The sequence below is a fragment of the Simiaoa sunii genome, from assembly GCF_014337175.1.
GTDB lineage: Bacteria > Bacillota > Clostridia > Lachnospirales > Lachnospiraceae > Acetatifactor > Acetatifactor intestinalis.
Genome location: NZ_CP060633.1, coordinates 2,709,276 through 2,725,980, shown reverse-complemented (window position 1 = coordinate 2,725,980; position 16,705 = coordinate 2,709,276). Strand labels below are relative to the sequence as shown.

The following is a 16,705-nucleotide window of genomic DNA, read 5'->3' as shown; positions in this document are numbered from 1 at the left end:
CGCCTACCTTTCCGGGGCTCTGCTTTGCCGACCGCTGGAAATTTCGGTTGTATCAGTAACATTCCTGGGCTGTGAAAGGGCATCGGCGATAGAGTTCCGCTTTTTCTGTTTTGGTTCATGGTAAATAAAAAGTTCATTTTTTCCTGGTACATACAACAATCCATTTTCTTCGCAGCGGAAAATATCACATTCTTTGTCTGTTGAAACGGTATAAAAGTCTTTGTAATCATAAGGTGCTTTTTGCCGATCCTGATAGGTACACAGCCCTAAGTTGGGGTCACTTGCCAGCCGTTTCGATATGGCGAAAAAGTCGCCTTCCTTTTTGTGAAATTTTCGTATGGGCGTGAAGTGATAACCGCCATATTCAAAGGTTTTTCGATCGCTCATTTACGCCTGCCTTTCTTTACTGGAAATTCCAGCTTGAAATTCACATATTTACCGCCGGTATCATCCAGAATCACTTCCGCATCATAGGTCTTTCCTGTTTTTTCACTGTAAAGCCCGGACATAGAAAGACGGCCCTCTTTCAAAAGAGCCGCTGCCACAGACTTTGTGATGGATTTTTTCTTGCTGGAAAAGAAACGGTTATCTTTCCAAAGAGCAAAAGAACATTCCCTGTTGTCGCAGAAAAAACCTTTCTTTCCTTCATATACCGGGGCTCCGCAGCGAGGACATACCCCTACGGCTTCATGTGCAGTTCCTCTGGAAGAAGGAAACAGATCCGCAAAACGTTCTTCCGGGGTAGTATGTTCTTTTACCAGCGTCCGGCTCATATCTGCAATCTGATCCATAAAAGATGTTGCCGACAGTTCGCCATGTTCCACTTGTTTCAGCATGGATTCCCATTCTGCAGTTAAGATGGGAGATTTGATATTGTCCGGCAGGACTGCGATCAGGTTCTTTCCTTTTTCCGTAGGAATGAGCTGCTTTTTCTTTCGCTGTACAAATCCGGCAGAAACCAGCTTTTCCAGTGTTGCCGCACGGGTAGCCGGAGTACCCAATCCTTTACGCTCGGCATCTTCCGGCATATCTTCCGCACCGGCAGTCTCCATAGCGGATAGCAGTGTGTCCTCCGTATAGTGTTTCGGCGGTGAAGTTTTCCCTTCACGGAGACTTGCTGATACAGCTTCAAAAGTCTGTCCTTCCTGCAGCACAGGGAGAGCGACAGCTTCATTTTTTTTGTGTTCCGTTTCACTCTGCCTGATACTCATACGGTGAATCCGTTCCACCTCTTTCCAGCCGGACTGCAAAATAGTCTTTCCTTTTGCCGTAAAAGTATATCCCTGGCAGTCCAATATAGCGGTGACCGCTTCAAATCGGTGTACCTGCGTTGTGGCACAAAGCAGTCTGACGGCAAGCAGGGTAAGCACATCCCGCTCCCCGGAAGGAAGCTCTGACAGGTCTGTCCGTGCGATTTCCACAGTTGGGATAATGGCATGGTGGTCAGTCACTTTGCTGTCATCTGTTACCCGGTCAATGTCCGGCTCTCCGGCGTAGCCTTTTCCAAAGGGCATATTGTCACGCAGCCACAGGATCAGGGAAGCGGCGGTTGCCTGCATGTCCTTCGTCAAATACTGGCTGTCCGTTCTCGGATAGGTTGCCAGCTTCTTTTCATAGAGAGATTGCACATAATCAAGGGTCTGTTGAGCCGTATAGCCATAAATACGGTTACATTCCCTTTGCAGAGTTGTAAGGTCATAAAGGCGGGGAGGCTGTATAGTTTTTACCTGCTTTTCCACAGAACGCACAAAAGCGGAGTTGTGGTCACAGTCCATACGGATTTTTTCAGCCTCGGATCGTTCCGTCATTTTTTCGCCGGAAGCAGTAAAACCTCCGCAGGTGATTTCCGGCACATAAAAAGGCTTACTGATGAAGGATTCAATATCCGACTCACGCTGTACCAAAAGTGCCAGTGTCGGTGACATAACACGGCCGACATTTAGGGTGACACCATACAGGACAGAAAAAAGCCGGGTGGCATTGATCCCGATCAGCCAGTCGGCTCCTGCCCGGCAGACCGCCGCATCATAGAGCTTATCGTAATCACTGCCGGGGTGGAGATGGTCAAAGCCCTCACGGATCGCCGCATCCTCCATACTGGAAATCCAAAGGCGCTCCATAGGCTTTTTACATCCGGCATATTCATAGACCAGACGGAAGATCAGTTCTCCTTCTCGTCCAGCATCCGTAGCGCATACCACGGAATCCACCCGTTTGTCCTTCATCAACCGGCACAAAAGGGCAAGCTGCGTTTTCTTATCCTTTGGCACTTCATATTTCCAGTTTTCCGGTAGGATCGGAAGATCCTCATACCGCCATTTGGCGTACTGTTCTTTGTAAGCCTCCGGCTGTGCCAGTTCCAAAAGATGTCCCACGCACCAGCTCACCAGATAGCCGGAACCTTCGAGATAACCGTCTTTTCTTTCCGTTGCGCCTAATACTGCTGCCAGTGACATAGCAACAGAGGGCTTTTCTGCAATCACAAGTTTCAATTTTTATTCCTCCTTCATAGTTTCAAATTCTTTATCCGCAAGTTTTCCGGTTTGCATAAGACACATCAACATAACGCCGGAAGCCATTCCTCCGGCAAAGGTAAGGAAATGTGAAATCAGGTTCCACATAAGCATTCCTCCTAAAAATGGGTAAAGAAAAACGCCCACTTCAAAGTGAGCGCATCAACAGGTATCTATTTTGTTTTTGGTTTCAAGTGATCCGGCAGGACGATCTCTCCAACTGGGATTTCCCGCAGTTCCTTCTTCATCCGATGGGTAAAGCGGATCGTCTTTGCTGTACCTCCGGTTTCCCGTCCGTCATATACAGCGATCACTCGGTCGGAGTGTTCCACCATATAACGATTTCTGTGGGAGTAGACGCTTGGGAGATATTTTTCCTGTATCACAACAACATCCGCACAAGCCTCCAGCAGTTCACGGGTTCTTGTTTTCTTATTTAGGCTGTCCAGACGCTTGCGGTAAGGGATCACTGCGATCAGCTCCAGTGCCGGGGTGGTCTGCTTTCTTTCCAGCACCAGCTCCACAAAATACTGGTCTACGCCATCTGCAAAACCGCTCATAAAACAGGTGAACCCATCTGTAACAGCAGCATCGATCTCATGTGCCAAGGCTGTTTTTATTTTGTTGATCTCATTCTGCGGTAAATCCCTGTGTCCGGTAACACAGCAAGTTTTTCCTTTCATCGGTCATCCCTCCATCTGATAGGTAAAATTCTTCACTTTTCACATAGTAATAGATTTTATTTAGCAAGTCAACGATAATACCCTTTTTCTCTTTGCGGATAATAAAGGGGTGTAAGGTACAATCTATTACAGAATGGGAGGTGAAGGCGATGTATGAAGATTTTGTCCCGGAACGATTAGCGAAGCTGCGGACACAGAAAGGAGTTTCCGCACGCGATATGTCTTTATCGTTAGGTCAGGCAAACAACTACATCAATAATATTGAGAATAAAAAGTCACTTCCCGCTATGCAGTCTTTTTTCTACATCTGCGAATATCTGGGTGTGACACCGCAGGAATTCTTTGATGAAGGAAATACCTACCCGGAAACCTTAAAGGAATTCATTGCAGAGGCAAGACAGCTTGATCCTCAATCCATGCAATATATCCTCGGTATTATGAAAGAACTCAATAGCAGAAAGTAAGCGGTCACGGTAATGGCCGCTTTTTTCGTGACTTTCTTTATTATATTTTATAATGTTCTCGAAATGTCCGCTCCCTATACCGATAAGTATTCAAAAACTGTTTTCCAAACAGCCTTTTTCTATTCGCCGGTACTGCCAAAGCTGCCGGTTCCTCGTTCTGTTCCCAGATCGGTTACAAAATCCGCAATGACGATCGGCGTGATCACAAGCTGCCCGATACGGGCTCCCTTAAAAAGAGACTGCGCCTGATTGCTTACATTGCTGATGATCGCATGGATCTCTCCACGGTAGCCGGAATCCACAGGCGGCAGTTCACAGACCAGACCTTTTACCGCCATGCTGGTACGGGGAAAGATATATCCCGCATATCCATCCGGTATTTCCAGTCCAAAACCCAAAGGAATTTTGGCGATTTCTCCGGGCTGTAAGGTACAGTCATAGGGCAGATAAACATCCGCTCCGGCATCATTGCCATGCGGACGGTAAGGACGCTGGTGCTCCGGTACGCCAAAGTCGATCAGTTTTATTTTCATCGGCAGTCTCCTTCCCAAAGAGCAGGATAATCTTTTTCCAAAATATCCTCTGGCGTCATATTTGCCTGCAGTTTTCGTCCGCAGGTCATTTTCCCTTCCAGACATCGATCCATCTGACAAAAAGGCCCGGTCAGTGATGGGGCAAACAAAGTAGGGCTTAGTTCATAAAGTTCTTTCCAGACCTTTAGCAGCACGATCCTTGTTTCATCTGTATTTCTCCGGCATACCCGCTGGCTGATGATATGTTTCCACTGATAAGGGGTGGCGCTGATGAGCAGTACATTCCGCAATCCCTGGGGCGTGGCATAGCCGGCCGCATCGTGCCCGCTTCCGGCAGTGCACAGGGCTTCATAACATTTCATGCTTTCATTACAGCTTTTTAAGTACAGTTCCCGTACCACTGCCGGAGCCGTCATAATAGAATACGGGACAGCGAAATCCGCCTGTCCCGTATAGTTGCTGTACTGCAGCGATGCACTCATAAATTTTACTTCGTTCTGGTGGCGGGTGATCTGCGCCAGAAAACGCCTGCTGGCGCCGACAATGGCTACCGTGATCACCGCAAATTTCTGGATGGTAGGATGGGGAAGCGCCCCCATAGCTGCTACTGTCTGAACGCTGAATGATTTTTCGTAGAGCTCCATCAGGTCGTCCATTGAGGCAATCTTATGTCCCTGCTGGGTAAGCCTTGCCGCAAAGACCATGTTTTTTTCTGCTTCCGCTACCGCCTGGCAGTTCAAAATTTTTACTTCAATCTGTTTAATTGGTATGTCCCTCCTTTACAATCGCTTTCAGTAAGAACAGATAGTTAAGACTGTCTGTGATCTTTTCGTCCCATGTGTCCATCGGATAAACCACTTCTTCGGCAAAGCACATATCGTATAGAGAAACAATATGCTTTGCCAGCATACCGGCAAGGGCACGCTGGGGCGTTGTGTGCTGTAAAGCTGCCGCTGCCTTAAATGCACCCAGCCGGTCCGGATCATCCCCGGTGTATTCTTTGGTTTTCCGTTTCAAGGTATCAGCACAGAGCCGCACCTGTTCGTCAAAAACGGCATTGACTTCATTTTGCGTAATATAGCATCCCTCCTTTGAAAACAAGAAACCGGCTATTCTAAAGCATCTTAGAATAGCCGGCAAATAAATGGATATGTAATTGTTTATAGTGTATTGATCTCTTTTTCCAGTTCCTGGACCGCTGCTATGACTGTCTCAAATGTCGGAATATCCCCATACAACATATCCTGCATAGAGTTATAGTCCGTTTCCAATGCTGCGAACCGATATTCCGGCGGGAGTAATTTTAATGTGCCCGGCACAGCCTCCGGGTACTTCGCCCATGCTCTGGGATAGAATTTCATTTTGAAATCTACAACTTTCTTCAGGAGATCCAGCCTGGAAAAAGCAGCTTCTTTGACCGGTGTTGCAGCCATGCGGTAGAGATCATAATAATGTCTGGAATACCGCTGCGGCATTTCCAAATGTTCCGGTCTGTTCGCTTCATGGTGCAGGATTGTGGCTTTTTCCCAGAAGGTCCGTTCCGGGGCAACGGTAAGGATTGCGGTTTCTTTTTGCTCAAAAATCTTCGGATAATATTTTGCCGCGTATGGTTCGATCAGCGCTGTTTTTGCAGGAGTCCACGCTGCCAGCGCACCAATCTCTAAACGGATCACCTGTAAAGTCGCCGTATTCGTAAAAAGGTGCGGATAGGCGAAAATGACCGTCTGTTTATCCTTTTCATCTATGTAGACATTTGCTTCACAACCGATTTCCTGGGATAAGCCGGCTTTGACTGCCGGGCAGAATGTTTCGGACAGAAATACCTCTGCACGCACATTGGCTTCTTTGTTAAAAGCATCCTGTTTTGTATTGGAACGTTTCTCCCATGGTTCATCTTTGCCATATCCCAATACACGCCAGTCCAGAATCAAATCAATATCTTCTGAAAACCGGCTGATCAGGTGAAAGGCTTTTGAAAGGCTGGTACCTCCCTTAAAGGTGATGGACTCTTTCCATGGTGAGCGGTGAAATAAATAATCCAGCGTAAAACATACCCAAAAGTCTTTTTCCACGATGGCATCATTCAGCCCCATTTTATCTGCTGTATTTCTGAACAGCTCCCTGCGGTCGTTATCTGAAAGTCTTGCTATATTTCTCATTGTACCTTTTCACCTCCACAAATCTGCCGTATCGTATCGTAAACCCAATCCGTAGACTCGGTTGCTTCCTTCAAACAAGCCTGTTTATCCTTGTCTGTCAGTTTTTCGGAAAGCATCTGTATGACTTCTGGCGTAACATTCGATCTGCCAAGCGTTTTTAATGCCTGTATAACCAAACTTGTCATATAGGACAATCCGGTAATCTCCTTATTGGTCCGGTGCTTAAATTCCAGCTTTGTAGAGTTCCACTCGTAGGTCTTATATGGACCATCGCTGATATAGGACCATACTGCTGTTACCTGTGTTGAAAGACCTAACAGGTTCAATGCTGTATTCCCACATGGGGCAATCGTCCAGTGATAACTTCGTGCCAATGCGTTCGCCACCGCTTCCGGGTCTGCCGCCACATATTCATCCAGAAGTTTGCTATATTTTGGTTTTTCATAAACTCCTTTCAAAATACGGCGCAATGTTCCTGATTGCACTAAACGGCTTAAACTTTGACGAATAGTGGATGTATCTGCAATATCCGCAAAATCAGACATCACAAAAACAGTTCCATCTTCAAGAGAAAGAACACGCTCCCGTATTCGTTTTGTATATCCGTTGTCCACAATACCGCCTCCCTTCATGTCACGAATATTATATATTATTCGTGACATGATTGCAATAGGTCCTATTCCTCTTATTTTGAGTGTTCCCATTAAAAATCTGATTTATACATCAAAAATCAAAAATTTTGCAAGGCAGTACAGTTTTCATATATGTCACATATTTTATATATTATTCGTGACATCAGGCAGTTGGCAGGTAGATCCAGTCGTGCATCAGGCACACGCTGGGTTCATCCTCCCTGGGAACCAGACGGTAGGTACATTCCCCATAGACCGTGCGTTTGTCCTCGATCTCCATGCCATAGGCTTTATAAAAGCGGTATTCCAGATTGGAGATAATACAGCGCAGGGTTTGCAGAGCCTCCCTTTGAGCTGATACGATCAGGTCACGGTCAATGCTGCGCTTCAAAAACAGCAGCGATTTGTAAAGCTGTACCTCTGTGCGGTAAGGGCGGCAGTCTTTCGTTTCCAGCCATCCGCAAAAAGCGACCGGTCCGCTCTGGATCACACTGCGGTCCGGGTGATAATACTCATAGCAGTCCAGGTTTGCCGTATTCAGAAGATAGAGCATTTCCCGGACTTCATTTTCCGGCATGTCGTAAAACCGCAAAAGCGAGCGGTAAAGATGGACATAGCCGGGAATGGAAATCATGGTATTTACCATAAAATAAAATCCTCCTTGTAAACAGCAGGTGCGGGAGCTTTTGCCCCCGCACCGTCTAAAATCTATATTTCGTTATCTACTTTCACGAGTTTTCCCATGACAAGAAAGCGTCCTGTGCCGCCCGGCGTACAGGTAGAAAGGGTCAGTACCTTATCGCTGCAGGTCACAGTCACATCACTTTCCACCGCAGAACGTTCCTTCATAGCTGTAAGCCAGGTAGTATAAGCACCGTCATCCTTCCAGGAAAGCTGCCAGGGAGAAGTTTTACTGCCGGATTCTTCCGGTTTTGCTGCAAATGCCGTAAAGATCTCCATGACATAACCCCCCTTCGGAGTAACGAGATACATCTGCCTGTGAGTATCAAAGTAACTTTGTTCATCGTACCGGTTCAGCAAGGCAAACATGGAACCATCCCGCATATTATGACCGTAAATGATCGTATTGCGGTCTGAAAAATCTGCCCGGTTTTCATAGTCGGCAAACAGGCAGCCAACCTTGTTATAGATCCCGTCATAAAGATGGTTCAGGTAATACTCGTTGTTGTCGGTCTGCGTCACCGGATAATTGAGCACCGTATCAGGAAGAGAAAGCCATCCGATGATGTCCGGTCCATTTTCACGGAGCGTTTCAAAGTCTACCGAAGGCAGGACAATATCGGTATCGTCCCGTTTTGGTTCTGTCGGATCGGGTGCCGACTCCGGGGAAGCTGTCTGCTCCGGCACTTCCACATATCCGGCAAGATCTCGATAGGCATCTTTACTCTCAGCATACTGGTTCAAGTCACGGAACACCAAAAAACCGCTGCCAAGAGCCACCAGAACGCAGAGTGAAAGGACAGAAACCCCGACAGCCGTTCTTTTCAGGGAAGTCCTGCTGTATTTTCCCTTTTTGAAATAATACACAGCAAATACGCTGCCGCCGATCAGTGCGGCTGCCAGCAGTCCGCCATACAGGAAAATATACGGATCATCCCCGGTCTGCGGTACCGGCTTTTGAGGGGTGGAAGGATTGGAGGGAACAGAAGGCTTTTCCGGGTTCTTTGGGTTATCCGGCTTTTCCGGTTTTTCATTAAAGAACTGGACCGTAGATGTCTGATCTGCCTTGATCTCCACCGTAGCGGCATCAGGAATGATGTAATCCTTGCTTGCCCGGTTTGCAACTTCTGTTACGGTATAAATACCGACACGAAGGCCCTTAACTTCAATCACGCCGGATTTTGGAGTGGTGAATGTCTCGCAGTAGGAGCCGTCCGCACTCTTAACCTCGATGGCAAAACCATCTTTGCGCCCGTCGCTGGAATCCTTTGTGATCTTTAAGTTGCCGCGGTAAGCCTCATTGGTAAATCCGTGCCCGGCTTCTCCATTTTCCACAACTGCGACCTGTCCATCTTCTGTGATGGAAAAATAGTAAGCGTTTGAGTCAGGCTGATAGCCCTCCGGCGCTTTGCTTTCTTTGATAAAGTAGCCGCCAGCCAGAAGGTTTTCCGCCGTATGATAGCCTGCATCGGTTTCTTTCAGCGTACCGATCTTTTGATCGTCAGGATCATATTCCTGGTTGGCGTTGGAATCCGCATACAGGTCGAACACTGCACCGGGCAGGAAGCGCAGGAAAGAATTCTTGTCTTTCTTATCCTCCTTTTCCACAGGGGACGGTTCCTCCACAGCTTCGGTTTTAGTTACCTGCACACTGCCGCGGATCAGGGTGTTTTCCACACGGATCTCGATATGCTGTCCGTCTGCACCGATATATACATGGTGCTGCTGCGGGCTTACCGTATAAAGGTCAGGGGCAGAGATCTCCTTGACGATCCAGTGTCCGTAAGGAATGTTCTCAAAGGAAAAACTGCCGTCTTTTCCGGTAATAGCAGTAAGCAGCGCATTTTCTTCAGTAAATTCTTCGGTATCAGGTCTAAACAGACCCATGAGCGCACCGGCAAGCGTGACATCCTCGCCGCCTTCCGGGTTTTCCCCGACTTTTACACCGTCTACACGCCCACGGAGAAGTTCATTGGAAACAGCCTCGCCTTCATTGACAAGGATCTGTACCAGGGCGGTTTCCTGACCAGCATACTCAAAGACAACCGGATATTCCTGATTCGAAAGGATATAGGCGCCGTTGGTTGTGCGTTCCTTGACATAATAGCTGCCAAAAGGCAGGTCGGAAGCGAAGGAAGCGCTGTAACCGCCGGATTCCTCAGACGAAACAGAGACCACTTCCAGAAGTCCACCTGCCGGGATTACGCTGCCATCTGCCGCCGTCAGGTCTGCGGAAGCATAAAGTCCAAAGGAAATATCCTTATGTTCCTCGTTCATGCCAAGACCGAACAGGTCATCGGTCTCCATTGCCTTGAAAAGTGTGACATCCACTTTCTGGCGTTCGTCATAAAGACCGGCCGCTGTCTGTGTAACCTCTACGGTCTCACCCGCATAGGTCAGTTCCACATATTCCGGTTGAGGATTCAACACACAGCCGGAAGGCGCCTGACGTTCCTCCAGACGATAACGGCCAAGATAGAGAGACCCGCTTTTCGCTGTGCCGTCCTCGCCGGTCGTAAGTGTTTCCACAACCGTATCTTTTTCTGCCCGCAAGGTACCGTCACCGGTATAAATATCTTCATCTGCGATCACATCATAGACCGCTCCAGGAAGTCCGGCAACCTCATATACCGGTTGGTACAGTCCGTCGTTTTCCTGGACAGAAGCAAATACTTCTCCGGTCTTTGTGATGGTAAGCTGGCCTTTCTGCGGCATATTGTACTGAGTGACCGTCACAACCGCCTCGCTGCCGTCAATGGTAAACGGTACCGGCTGATCGGAAAGCACATAGCCATAAGGGGCAGCCACCTCATAAAGTTCATAATCCCCGGCGGCCAAAGGCTCCGGCAGCATCAGCCAGCCCTCGTCAGAAACATAGAAGGTATCCAGTGTTTCCGGGTTCGGATAGTAGACGGTCTGGGTGATAAATTCCCCGGTGGAAAGATCCTTGATCTGAAAACCGGTTCCGGTCACAGGGATAATCTTTCCGGTCTCTGCGTCACATTTTTCAACTTTCAGACGGGCTGTGATGGTGCGGTTGTTCAGGATATAGCTGTAAGTCTTTCCGTCAGAGGAAATGAATACCGTAAAGTCCGGGACAAAGGCTTTGCCTTCCTCGCCTGCGATCTGATGGACCGTATAATGTCCATAAGGAAGCGGTTTACTGGAAGCAAAACCATCCGCATCCGTGGTAAGAAGGTCACGTTCACTTTCCTTTGCCGCGTCATAGCTCCCGGCTGCCTTTAAGTAAACTTCAAAGACTGCACCTGCTTCCGGGCGTTCGATGATACCAGCATTGGGATCGTCGGTATTTTCGCCCTCAGGCACATCCGGGTCCAGGTCATCGGTGTGCTTGACAAGCTGGATATTTCCGTAAATAACCGTTTCCGTCACCTGATTTTCTGTGGTATTGAGTTCCACTTCATACAGGGAAGGGGATGCACCCACTTCATAAATGGTTTCATTCAGAAGATACCCGGTGCTCGGTTCGATTTCCCGGATCGTCCAGCCATCCCCGCATACATAATAGCGGGTCATAAAGCTGCCATCCGGTCCGGTAGTATAAGTGTCGATCAGTTCGCCATCACGGAAGATCCCATAGGCCGCCCCTGCAAGCGTGGCATCCCCCTGAGCATTTCCGGTGTCAGCATCACTCTTTACCACATGGACGCGAAATTTCTTCAGAATATTGCTGAAATGTACCGAAGAAGTCTGCCCGCTTTCAATGGTCACGTACTGTGCGGAAGGGGTCACATAGCGGTCCACCGGAAGTTCTTTTACCAGATAGGTTCCCGGCAGGAGCTTCTTTTCAATCTGGCCGTTTTCTCCGGTCGTAACTTCCTCATTGACTTCATTTCCCAAAATGTCCGTACCGGAGATATGGAAGGTGATACCGGAAACAATGCCGTCCTCACTGGTCTTGACAAGTTTTGCGGTACCGTAAGTTTCCGTTTTGAATTTTACAAAGAAGGAAACCGGATCGCTGGCGCCGGTCATCATGGTCTGGTAGCCGAGTCTGCCCCAGATCAGCATGTCGTTTGCCACCGGGATATTCTTTCGGAATTCAAACAGCACCGGGTCCATCATCATCTGCCTGCTGGTAAAGGTGTATTCATTTCCGTTTCTTGTCACAGAAACGCCGCTGCCTTTCAAAGCCTCCAGATCGATCTTCAAGTTATTGGTATCTGTGACCGTCAGGGTATAGACCTTTTTTTCTACATCCCATTTCAGTTCCAGTTCCGGTGCTTCGCTTTTCTTAGAAGAAGTAAAGGAAGGTACTGTGGAATGGGAAGCGACCTGTGCAAGAATCCAGTCATAGGCTTTTTCTGCCGGTCGTCCGGCGATCACGCTGAAATACTGGTCGGCGTCTGCGTGGCCGTTTCCGTGGCGGCTGTACGGATCGCTTCTAAGTTGCTGCTGGTATTCCCAAAGGATGATCTGGGTTGCCATCTTATAGTCATCCTCGTTGATTCCGGAAACAGGGAGCGCCGCACCGGGTTTCCAGCCATAGATCGCAGTCAGGGTGATCCCCCTCCTTGCCTCGGCAGGAAGCAGGTTCAGGTATTGGCTGTTGGTCCCGCTTTCCGAAACATAGGTATTTTCCGAAGTATGGTAAGGAATCCCGCTCTCCACACAGTAAACCTGGTGGCTGATCCCGTCAGAATCCGTCAGCATATAGTGCCGGTAAGCATTGCCCCCGGAACTGGTGTGTACATCGATGGTTCCGTCTGCATGGTAGGCAAGATAGGTGTAAGGCGCCGGGGCACGGTAGTGGTTCCCATCAGAGCCCACATACTGGTCGCCCAGCCAGGAGCTTGCCGTCTGTCCGACAGACATGGCAAAAGCCTGAGCCGGAAGAAGCCCCAAAATGCTTGCCATACAAAGCAAAAACGCCAACAGCTTGCGAAAGCCGCGGCGTCTGGTTATGATATGTTCCATGAAAAAATCCTCACTTTCATAAAATCTAAAAGGACAGCCTTATTTGCTGTCCTTGTCGTCAAAATCATCCTCGGAAAGATATTCCGGTTCCCCGTATGCCTCATCCGGGTCAAAGCCTTCGCCATAACCGTCATCCTCAAATTCCGCATCGTCCTCGGCCTGCTGTTTCGGACGCACGATTTTTACATAGTAACCGATCCCGCCGACCGCAAGTAAGGCAGCAAGGATAAACAGGATCGTGCCGACGCTGCCGGTTTCTTTCTTCGGCTTTTCCGGTTCTGCCGGTTTTTCAGTTTCCGCCGGCTTTTCTTTTCCTTTGCAGCCATTTAAGTCATTTTTGCAGACCGGACAGCCGGTATTAACCTTTCCTGCCTCACATTTTTCTGTGCAGTTACAGCTTTCTTCCTGGGGGATCATGCTCATGCTGCCATTGTTCTTTTCTGCAAGTGCCATCAGGTCGGACTCTGTGACGCCGTTTAAGAAGTAGACATTGTTATCTTCCCGTTTCCCGTCGATCACCAGATAAAAGACATTGCCCGCGTCCGTAGTGATGGTGTAAAACTGTTTTTCCCCATCCGTACCGCTGATGTTGTCCTGTACCGTTCCGGTGCCTTCCGGGGTAAATGCACCTTCCGGGATCGCAGAAGTATTTTCCTGCTGTCCGGTACTGTTATCTGAACCGGAAGAATTTCCGCCGCCGGAAGGGGTTGCAGCGTTTGAGCCGGAAGGTTTTTCTTCCTTAGGCGGTTTTGTCTGTGTACCGGACGGACTCTGGGGTGCTGTCGTAGCAGGTTTCTTTTCAGGAGCCGGTTCTTTGTAATACGGATTATCCAGCTTTACCACATCAGAACGGTTGCCGGCATAATCTTTTGCGTATATGCTTACCTGTTTTTCTGTTCCGGCATAATCTTTCAGTGCGACCGACGCTTTCCCGTCGGTGAGGGAGTTGATACGGTTTTCATCAACAAAGACCGCCTCCACGCCGGATAGATCGTCACTGCTTTCTATTTTCAGGGCATCGCCCTCCATGGAAGCAGTCAGCGTTGGCGGTGTGGTGTCTTTGGAACCGCCGGCATGAGCCGTTACAGGTAATGCGCTGACACTTACAAGAAGCGTAAGCGCCAGCAGCAGGGAAAGTTTTTTAAGCCTCATGCACATCCTCCTTCTCCTGCGGTAAAACAGTTTCCGAAGGGGCTGCCTGCTGTGATTTCAAAAAATCCGCAAGCTGCTGGGGCGTCAGTTTGAAACTGCGCGCCACCGCTACATAATCGGTATTTTCCAGCTCTGTTTTCTGTTCCTCCAGCTTATGGAGCTTTGCCTGCATTTCCGCAATCTTTGTTTTGGTCTTTTCAATTTCCTTTTCCAGTTTTTCAATTTTAGGATTCAATTTATTACCTCCAATCTGTTAAGGCAGACGCCCAAATGTATAAAAATGCTGCTGCCAGTAGCTTGTATTGATGTTTGCATAAGAAATCGGGTCTCCACAGTGGATCATCATTCCATTTCCCACATAGATCCCTACATGGCTTGCGCCGCTGGTGTTGTAGGTCCCCTGGAAGAAGATCAGGTCGCCCGGTTTTGCATCCGCACTTGATACCGGCGTACATACACCTAAAAGACCATCCGCGGTCAGCCTTCCGAAATTCCAGCCAACGCCGCAGTTGTTGATCACCCAGGACACATAGCCGGAACAGTCAAAGGAAGTGGAAGGGCTTGCGCCTCCCCATACATACGGATAGCCAAGATATTTTTCCGCCTCGGCCATCATTGCGGCAAACTGTTCATCCGCAAGGGCTTCCGGTGGAATGTCATAATCGAAGTAGTTTCCTGTGCCGCCTGAACCAACTTCCGGCAGGTGCCGTTCGCTGGTATCGCCGGTATCGGCAAAATACAGGGGATTCAAATACTGGCCGTCAACCAGGACTTCTAAGTGCAGGTGGGCCCCGGTAGAATTTCCGGTATTCCCGACCTTTGCAATCACATCCCCGGCTTTGACCTCCTGCCCGGCAGAAACAAGGATCTGGGAACAGTGCCCGTATTTGGTCGTCAGGGTATGTCCTTCGTATGCCTCGCCTTCAATAGCGACACACAAGCCATAACCGCCGGCATTTCCCGCAAGGGTGACCGTTCCGTCATGCCCGGCAAGGATCTCTGTGCCCTCCGGCATCCCGATGTCCACACCGGTGTGATAGTTCTTTTCCCCACTGATGGGATGTACCCGGTAGCCGTAATAACTGGTCACATAAGGGAGCCAGTTGGTGCCAAAGACATTTTTGACATACTGGCGGTTTCCTTTTGTCTGCAGCAGGATCTCGCAGATCTCTTTCTGGTCTGCGTTCATCCGGGAAACGACCAGGTTTTCCAGAGGTATAACCGTGAGCTTGACATTTAAGATGCGCCATTCATAAGGCACTTCCTCCTGGGTTTCTTCCCCGGTTTCCGGATCAACGGAAGTTTCGGTGCGGTAACGGATCTCGGTTTCTTCTGAAAAGGACAGGGTATATTGTTCCTGGAAAAGCTGCCGCAGCACGCTTTCCACTTCATCGTAAGTAAATCCCTGATAAGCAGAAGTCAGATACCCCATCAGCACATACGGGTCATGCTCGATTGCGCCCAGGTTATACCGGTATTCGTCATAGCCGGGGCGGTCTGATTCCACCCGGTCTATTTCCATTTGCAGATCCGTTTCCCATTCGGTATAGGTAAGCTCCGCCTGGTTGATGTCCTGATCATCTGCAAGATAGGTAGAAGCAGCCAGACTTCCCAAACCGCCGGTCCCGATATTGGAGAACGTGGAAAACAGGGATGTGATCAGGAAAATTACCAAAAGGAGAAGCAGGAGGACAAGGCAGATTACAGGGTGCCGTTTGACCGCATGGACAATACCGACGCTGACCCTCTCTGTTGCGACTGCGGCATTTTTTGCCTGTTTCCCGGCTTCACGGGCAGCCTTGGCATACTGCCTTTTCAGTTTTTGTTTCTGCCATATCCGGGCAATCGCATGTTTCTTCAGCTCCGGGTGGTCGCTAAGAGCCTGCCGGTAAGCAAGTCTTGCGTTTGCTTTTGCTGATTTTTGCTGTAATTTCGCTGCCTTTCGGTAGGGGGCAGTTTTATGCCGGTGATATGCCGTGCGAAGCCCTGCCTCGCCCACAAGTTCAGAGCGGTGGGCTGCCTTGATGCCCACATTTTCATCCTCTGCCTCATAAATCTTTTTATGAGCGTAACCAATGGCAGTATTGGCGCCCGCCTTGACCGGACGCAGGGGTACAGGTCCTTTTACATGGACCTTTTGGGATTTGACCTCCTTTTCAAATTTTAAGTGTTTTTTGGCTTTTCCGGTCTCCGGGTCGGAAACCGTCTCCATGCGCAGTTTCTTCCGGGCAGGTAGACGATTTTGCGCCTGCTCTGCTTTTTGTGCAGTCCGTTCCGCCTTCCGTCTTGCATGGGTGAGCTTTTTATCCTTTGTCTCCGGCGGTAGTTCATCCGCAGTAAATTCCAGCTTGGATGTTTTCGGCGGTTCGCTATCCATACCCTTTTCCTTCTGCGCTGCCTGTTCCTCCGCCTGTGCCGCTTCCTGAAAACGCTGCTGATATTTGTTCCCATGCTGGTGTGTCCGGTAACGGTGTTCCTGACCGGATCTGTCTGTGCCGTTCGGTGGGGCTGAGCCTTCGGAAGAAGGAGCATATTTTCCGGTATCATGGTCTGTCACATCCTCTGTTACAAAAGAACGCCTGGAAGCCTCCTGCCGGAAATTGCTTCGCACGTTGTCCTGTATCGGGGGCGCTGTCCTGGTAGCATCCGGTGTCTCAAAGTGTTCCGAAAAACCATCCAAAGCGGTTGCATACGCTTCGCCCTGTTCCAGCAAGGACGCCGGTGTTTCCGGTGACAGATGGGAAAATTCCGTCTGTACAGGGATGTCCTGCCTGTGTGTCTTGCCGTTGACAGAAGAAGGGGTGTCCCGTGCCCTGCGCAGGTCAAAATCCTGTTCGGTCTGCCTGGCTGCCGGTTGATCCTCCCCGTGGGAATCACGCACCGGCATCCGGGTATCTTTGCGCCTCCTTTGAAATTCCCTGTCGTGTGCCATTGTTCTCACCTCCGATCC

At 49.2% G+C, this 16,705-nt stretch carries 15 protein-coding genes; 1 reads left to right on the top strand and 14 read right to left on the bottom strand.

The window, feature by feature from the left end; all coding sequences use genetic code 11:
• Positions 1-3: 3 nt before the first annotated feature.
• The 4 genes from H9Q77_RS12655 to H9Q77_RS12640 form a co-directional block, all read right to left on the bottom strand.
• Positions 4-387, bottom strand: coding sequence for a hypothetical protein (locus H9Q77_RS12655; RefSeq protein WP_025580944.1), 384 nt, complete (start codon positions 385-387; stop codon positions 4-6).
• Positions 384-2,492 carry a DNA topoisomerase 3 gene (locus H9Q77_RS12650; protein ID WP_249325793.1) on the bottom strand — a complete coding sequence of 703 codons (2,109 nt, stop codon included), beginning with the start codon at positions 2,490-2,492 and terminating at the stop codon, positions 384-386. The genes H9Q77_RS12655 and H9Q77_RS12650 overlap by 4 nt, the downstream gene beginning before the upstream one ends.
• Before the next feature lie 3 nt (positions 2,493-2,495).
• Positions 2,496-2,621: a DUF3789 domain-containing protein gene (locus H9Q77_RS12645; protein ID WP_081017347.1), complete on the bottom strand. Its 126-nt coding sequence runs from the start codon at positions 2,619-2,621 to the stop codon at positions 2,496-2,498.
• A gap of 65 nt (positions 2,622-2,686) precedes the next feature.
• A complete protein-coding gene (locus H9Q77_RS12640) occupies positions 2,687-3,196 on the bottom strand; it encodes an SLOG family protein (protein WP_025577925.1) in 510 nt (169 codons plus the stop codon).
• Positions 3,197-3,345: 149 nt separating this feature from the next.
• Between H9Q77_RS12640 and H9Q77_RS12635 the strand changes: the two genes are divergently transcribed.
• Positions 3,346-3,660 (top strand): helix-turn-helix domain-containing protein, encoded by a 315-nt coding sequence (locus H9Q77_RS12635; RefSeq protein WP_005361112.1) that lies wholly within the window; start codon positions 3,346-3,348, stop codon positions 3,658-3,660.
• A gap of 119 nt (positions 3,661-3,779) precedes the next feature.
• Here the strand turns inward: H9Q77_RS12635 and H9Q77_RS12630 are convergent, their stop codons facing one another.
• The 10 genes from H9Q77_RS12630 to H9Q77_RS12585 all read right to left on the bottom strand — a co-directional run bounded on the left by H9Q77_RS12630 (position 3,780) and on the right by H9Q77_RS12585 (position 16,687).
• Positions 3,780-4,193 carry a dUTP diphosphatase gene (locus H9Q77_RS12630; protein ID WP_005361111.1) on the bottom strand — a complete coding sequence of 138 codons (414 nt, stop codon included), beginning with the start codon at positions 4,191-4,193 and terminating at the stop codon, positions 3,780-3,782.
• Positions 4,190-4,897, bottom strand: coding sequence for an FAD-dependent thymidylate synthase (locus tag H9Q77_RS12625; protein ID WP_025577927.1), 708 nt, complete (start codon positions 4,895-4,897; stop codon positions 4,190-4,192). The genes H9Q77_RS12630 and H9Q77_RS12625 overlap by 4 nt, the downstream gene beginning before the upstream one ends.
• A 55-nt stretch (positions 4,898-4,952) precedes the next feature.
• A complete protein-coding gene (locus H9Q77_RS12620) occupies positions 4,953-5,270 on the bottom strand; it encodes a hypothetical protein (RefSeq protein ID WP_029676883.1) in 318 nt (105 codons plus the stop codon).
• A gap of 83 nt (positions 5,271-5,353) precedes the next feature.
• A complete protein-coding gene (locus H9Q77_RS12615; protein WP_055158508.1) occupies positions 5,354-6,352 on the bottom strand; it encodes a nucleotidyl transferase AbiEii/AbiGii toxin family protein in 999 nt (332 codons plus the stop codon).
• Positions 6,349-6,966 carry a DUF6088 family protein gene (locus H9Q77_RS12610; protein WP_055158509.1) on the bottom strand — a complete coding sequence of 206 codons (618 nt, stop codon included), beginning with the start codon at positions 6,964-6,966 and terminating at the stop codon, positions 6,349-6,351. Before H9Q77_RS12610 ends, H9Q77_RS12615 begins: the two co-directional genes overlap by 4 nt.
• A gap of 181 nt (positions 6,967-7,147) precedes the next feature.
• The gene (locus H9Q77_RS12605; RefSeq protein WP_015542949.1) at positions 7,148-7,630 is read right to left on the bottom strand and encodes a hypothetical protein; all 483 of its coding nucleotides are present in this window, start codon (positions 7,628-7,630) and stop codon (positions 7,148-7,150) included.
• A gap of 62 nt (positions 7,631-7,692) precedes the next feature.
• The gene (gene srtB, locus H9Q77_RS12600; RefSeq protein ID WP_249325791.1) at positions 7,693-12,603 is read right to left on the bottom strand and encodes a class B sortase; all 4,911 of its coding nucleotides are present in this window, start codon (positions 12,601-12,603) and stop codon (positions 7,693-7,695) included.
• Positions 12,604-12,642: 39 nt separating this feature from the next.
• Positions 12,643-13,755, bottom strand: a complete 1,113-nt coding sequence (locus H9Q77_RS12595) for a DUF4366 domain-containing protein (protein ID WP_117468867.1) — start codon at positions 13,753-13,755, stop codon at positions 12,643-12,645.
• The gene (locus tag H9Q77_RS12590) at positions 13,745-13,990 is read right to left on the bottom strand and encodes a DUF4315 family protein (protein ID WP_025577937.1); all 246 of its coding nucleotides are present in this window, start codon (positions 13,988-13,990) and stop codon (positions 13,745-13,747) included. The genes H9Q77_RS12595 and H9Q77_RS12590 overlap by 11 nt, the downstream gene beginning before the upstream one ends.
• Positions 13,991-14,008: 18 nt before the next feature.
• On the bottom strand, positions 14,009-16,687 hold the full coding sequence (locus H9Q77_RS12585; RefSeq protein WP_249325790.1) for a CD1108 family mobile element protein: 2,679 nt from the start codon (positions 16,685-16,687) through the stop codon (positions 14,009-14,011).
• Positions 16,688-16,705 lie beyond the last annotated feature (18 nt).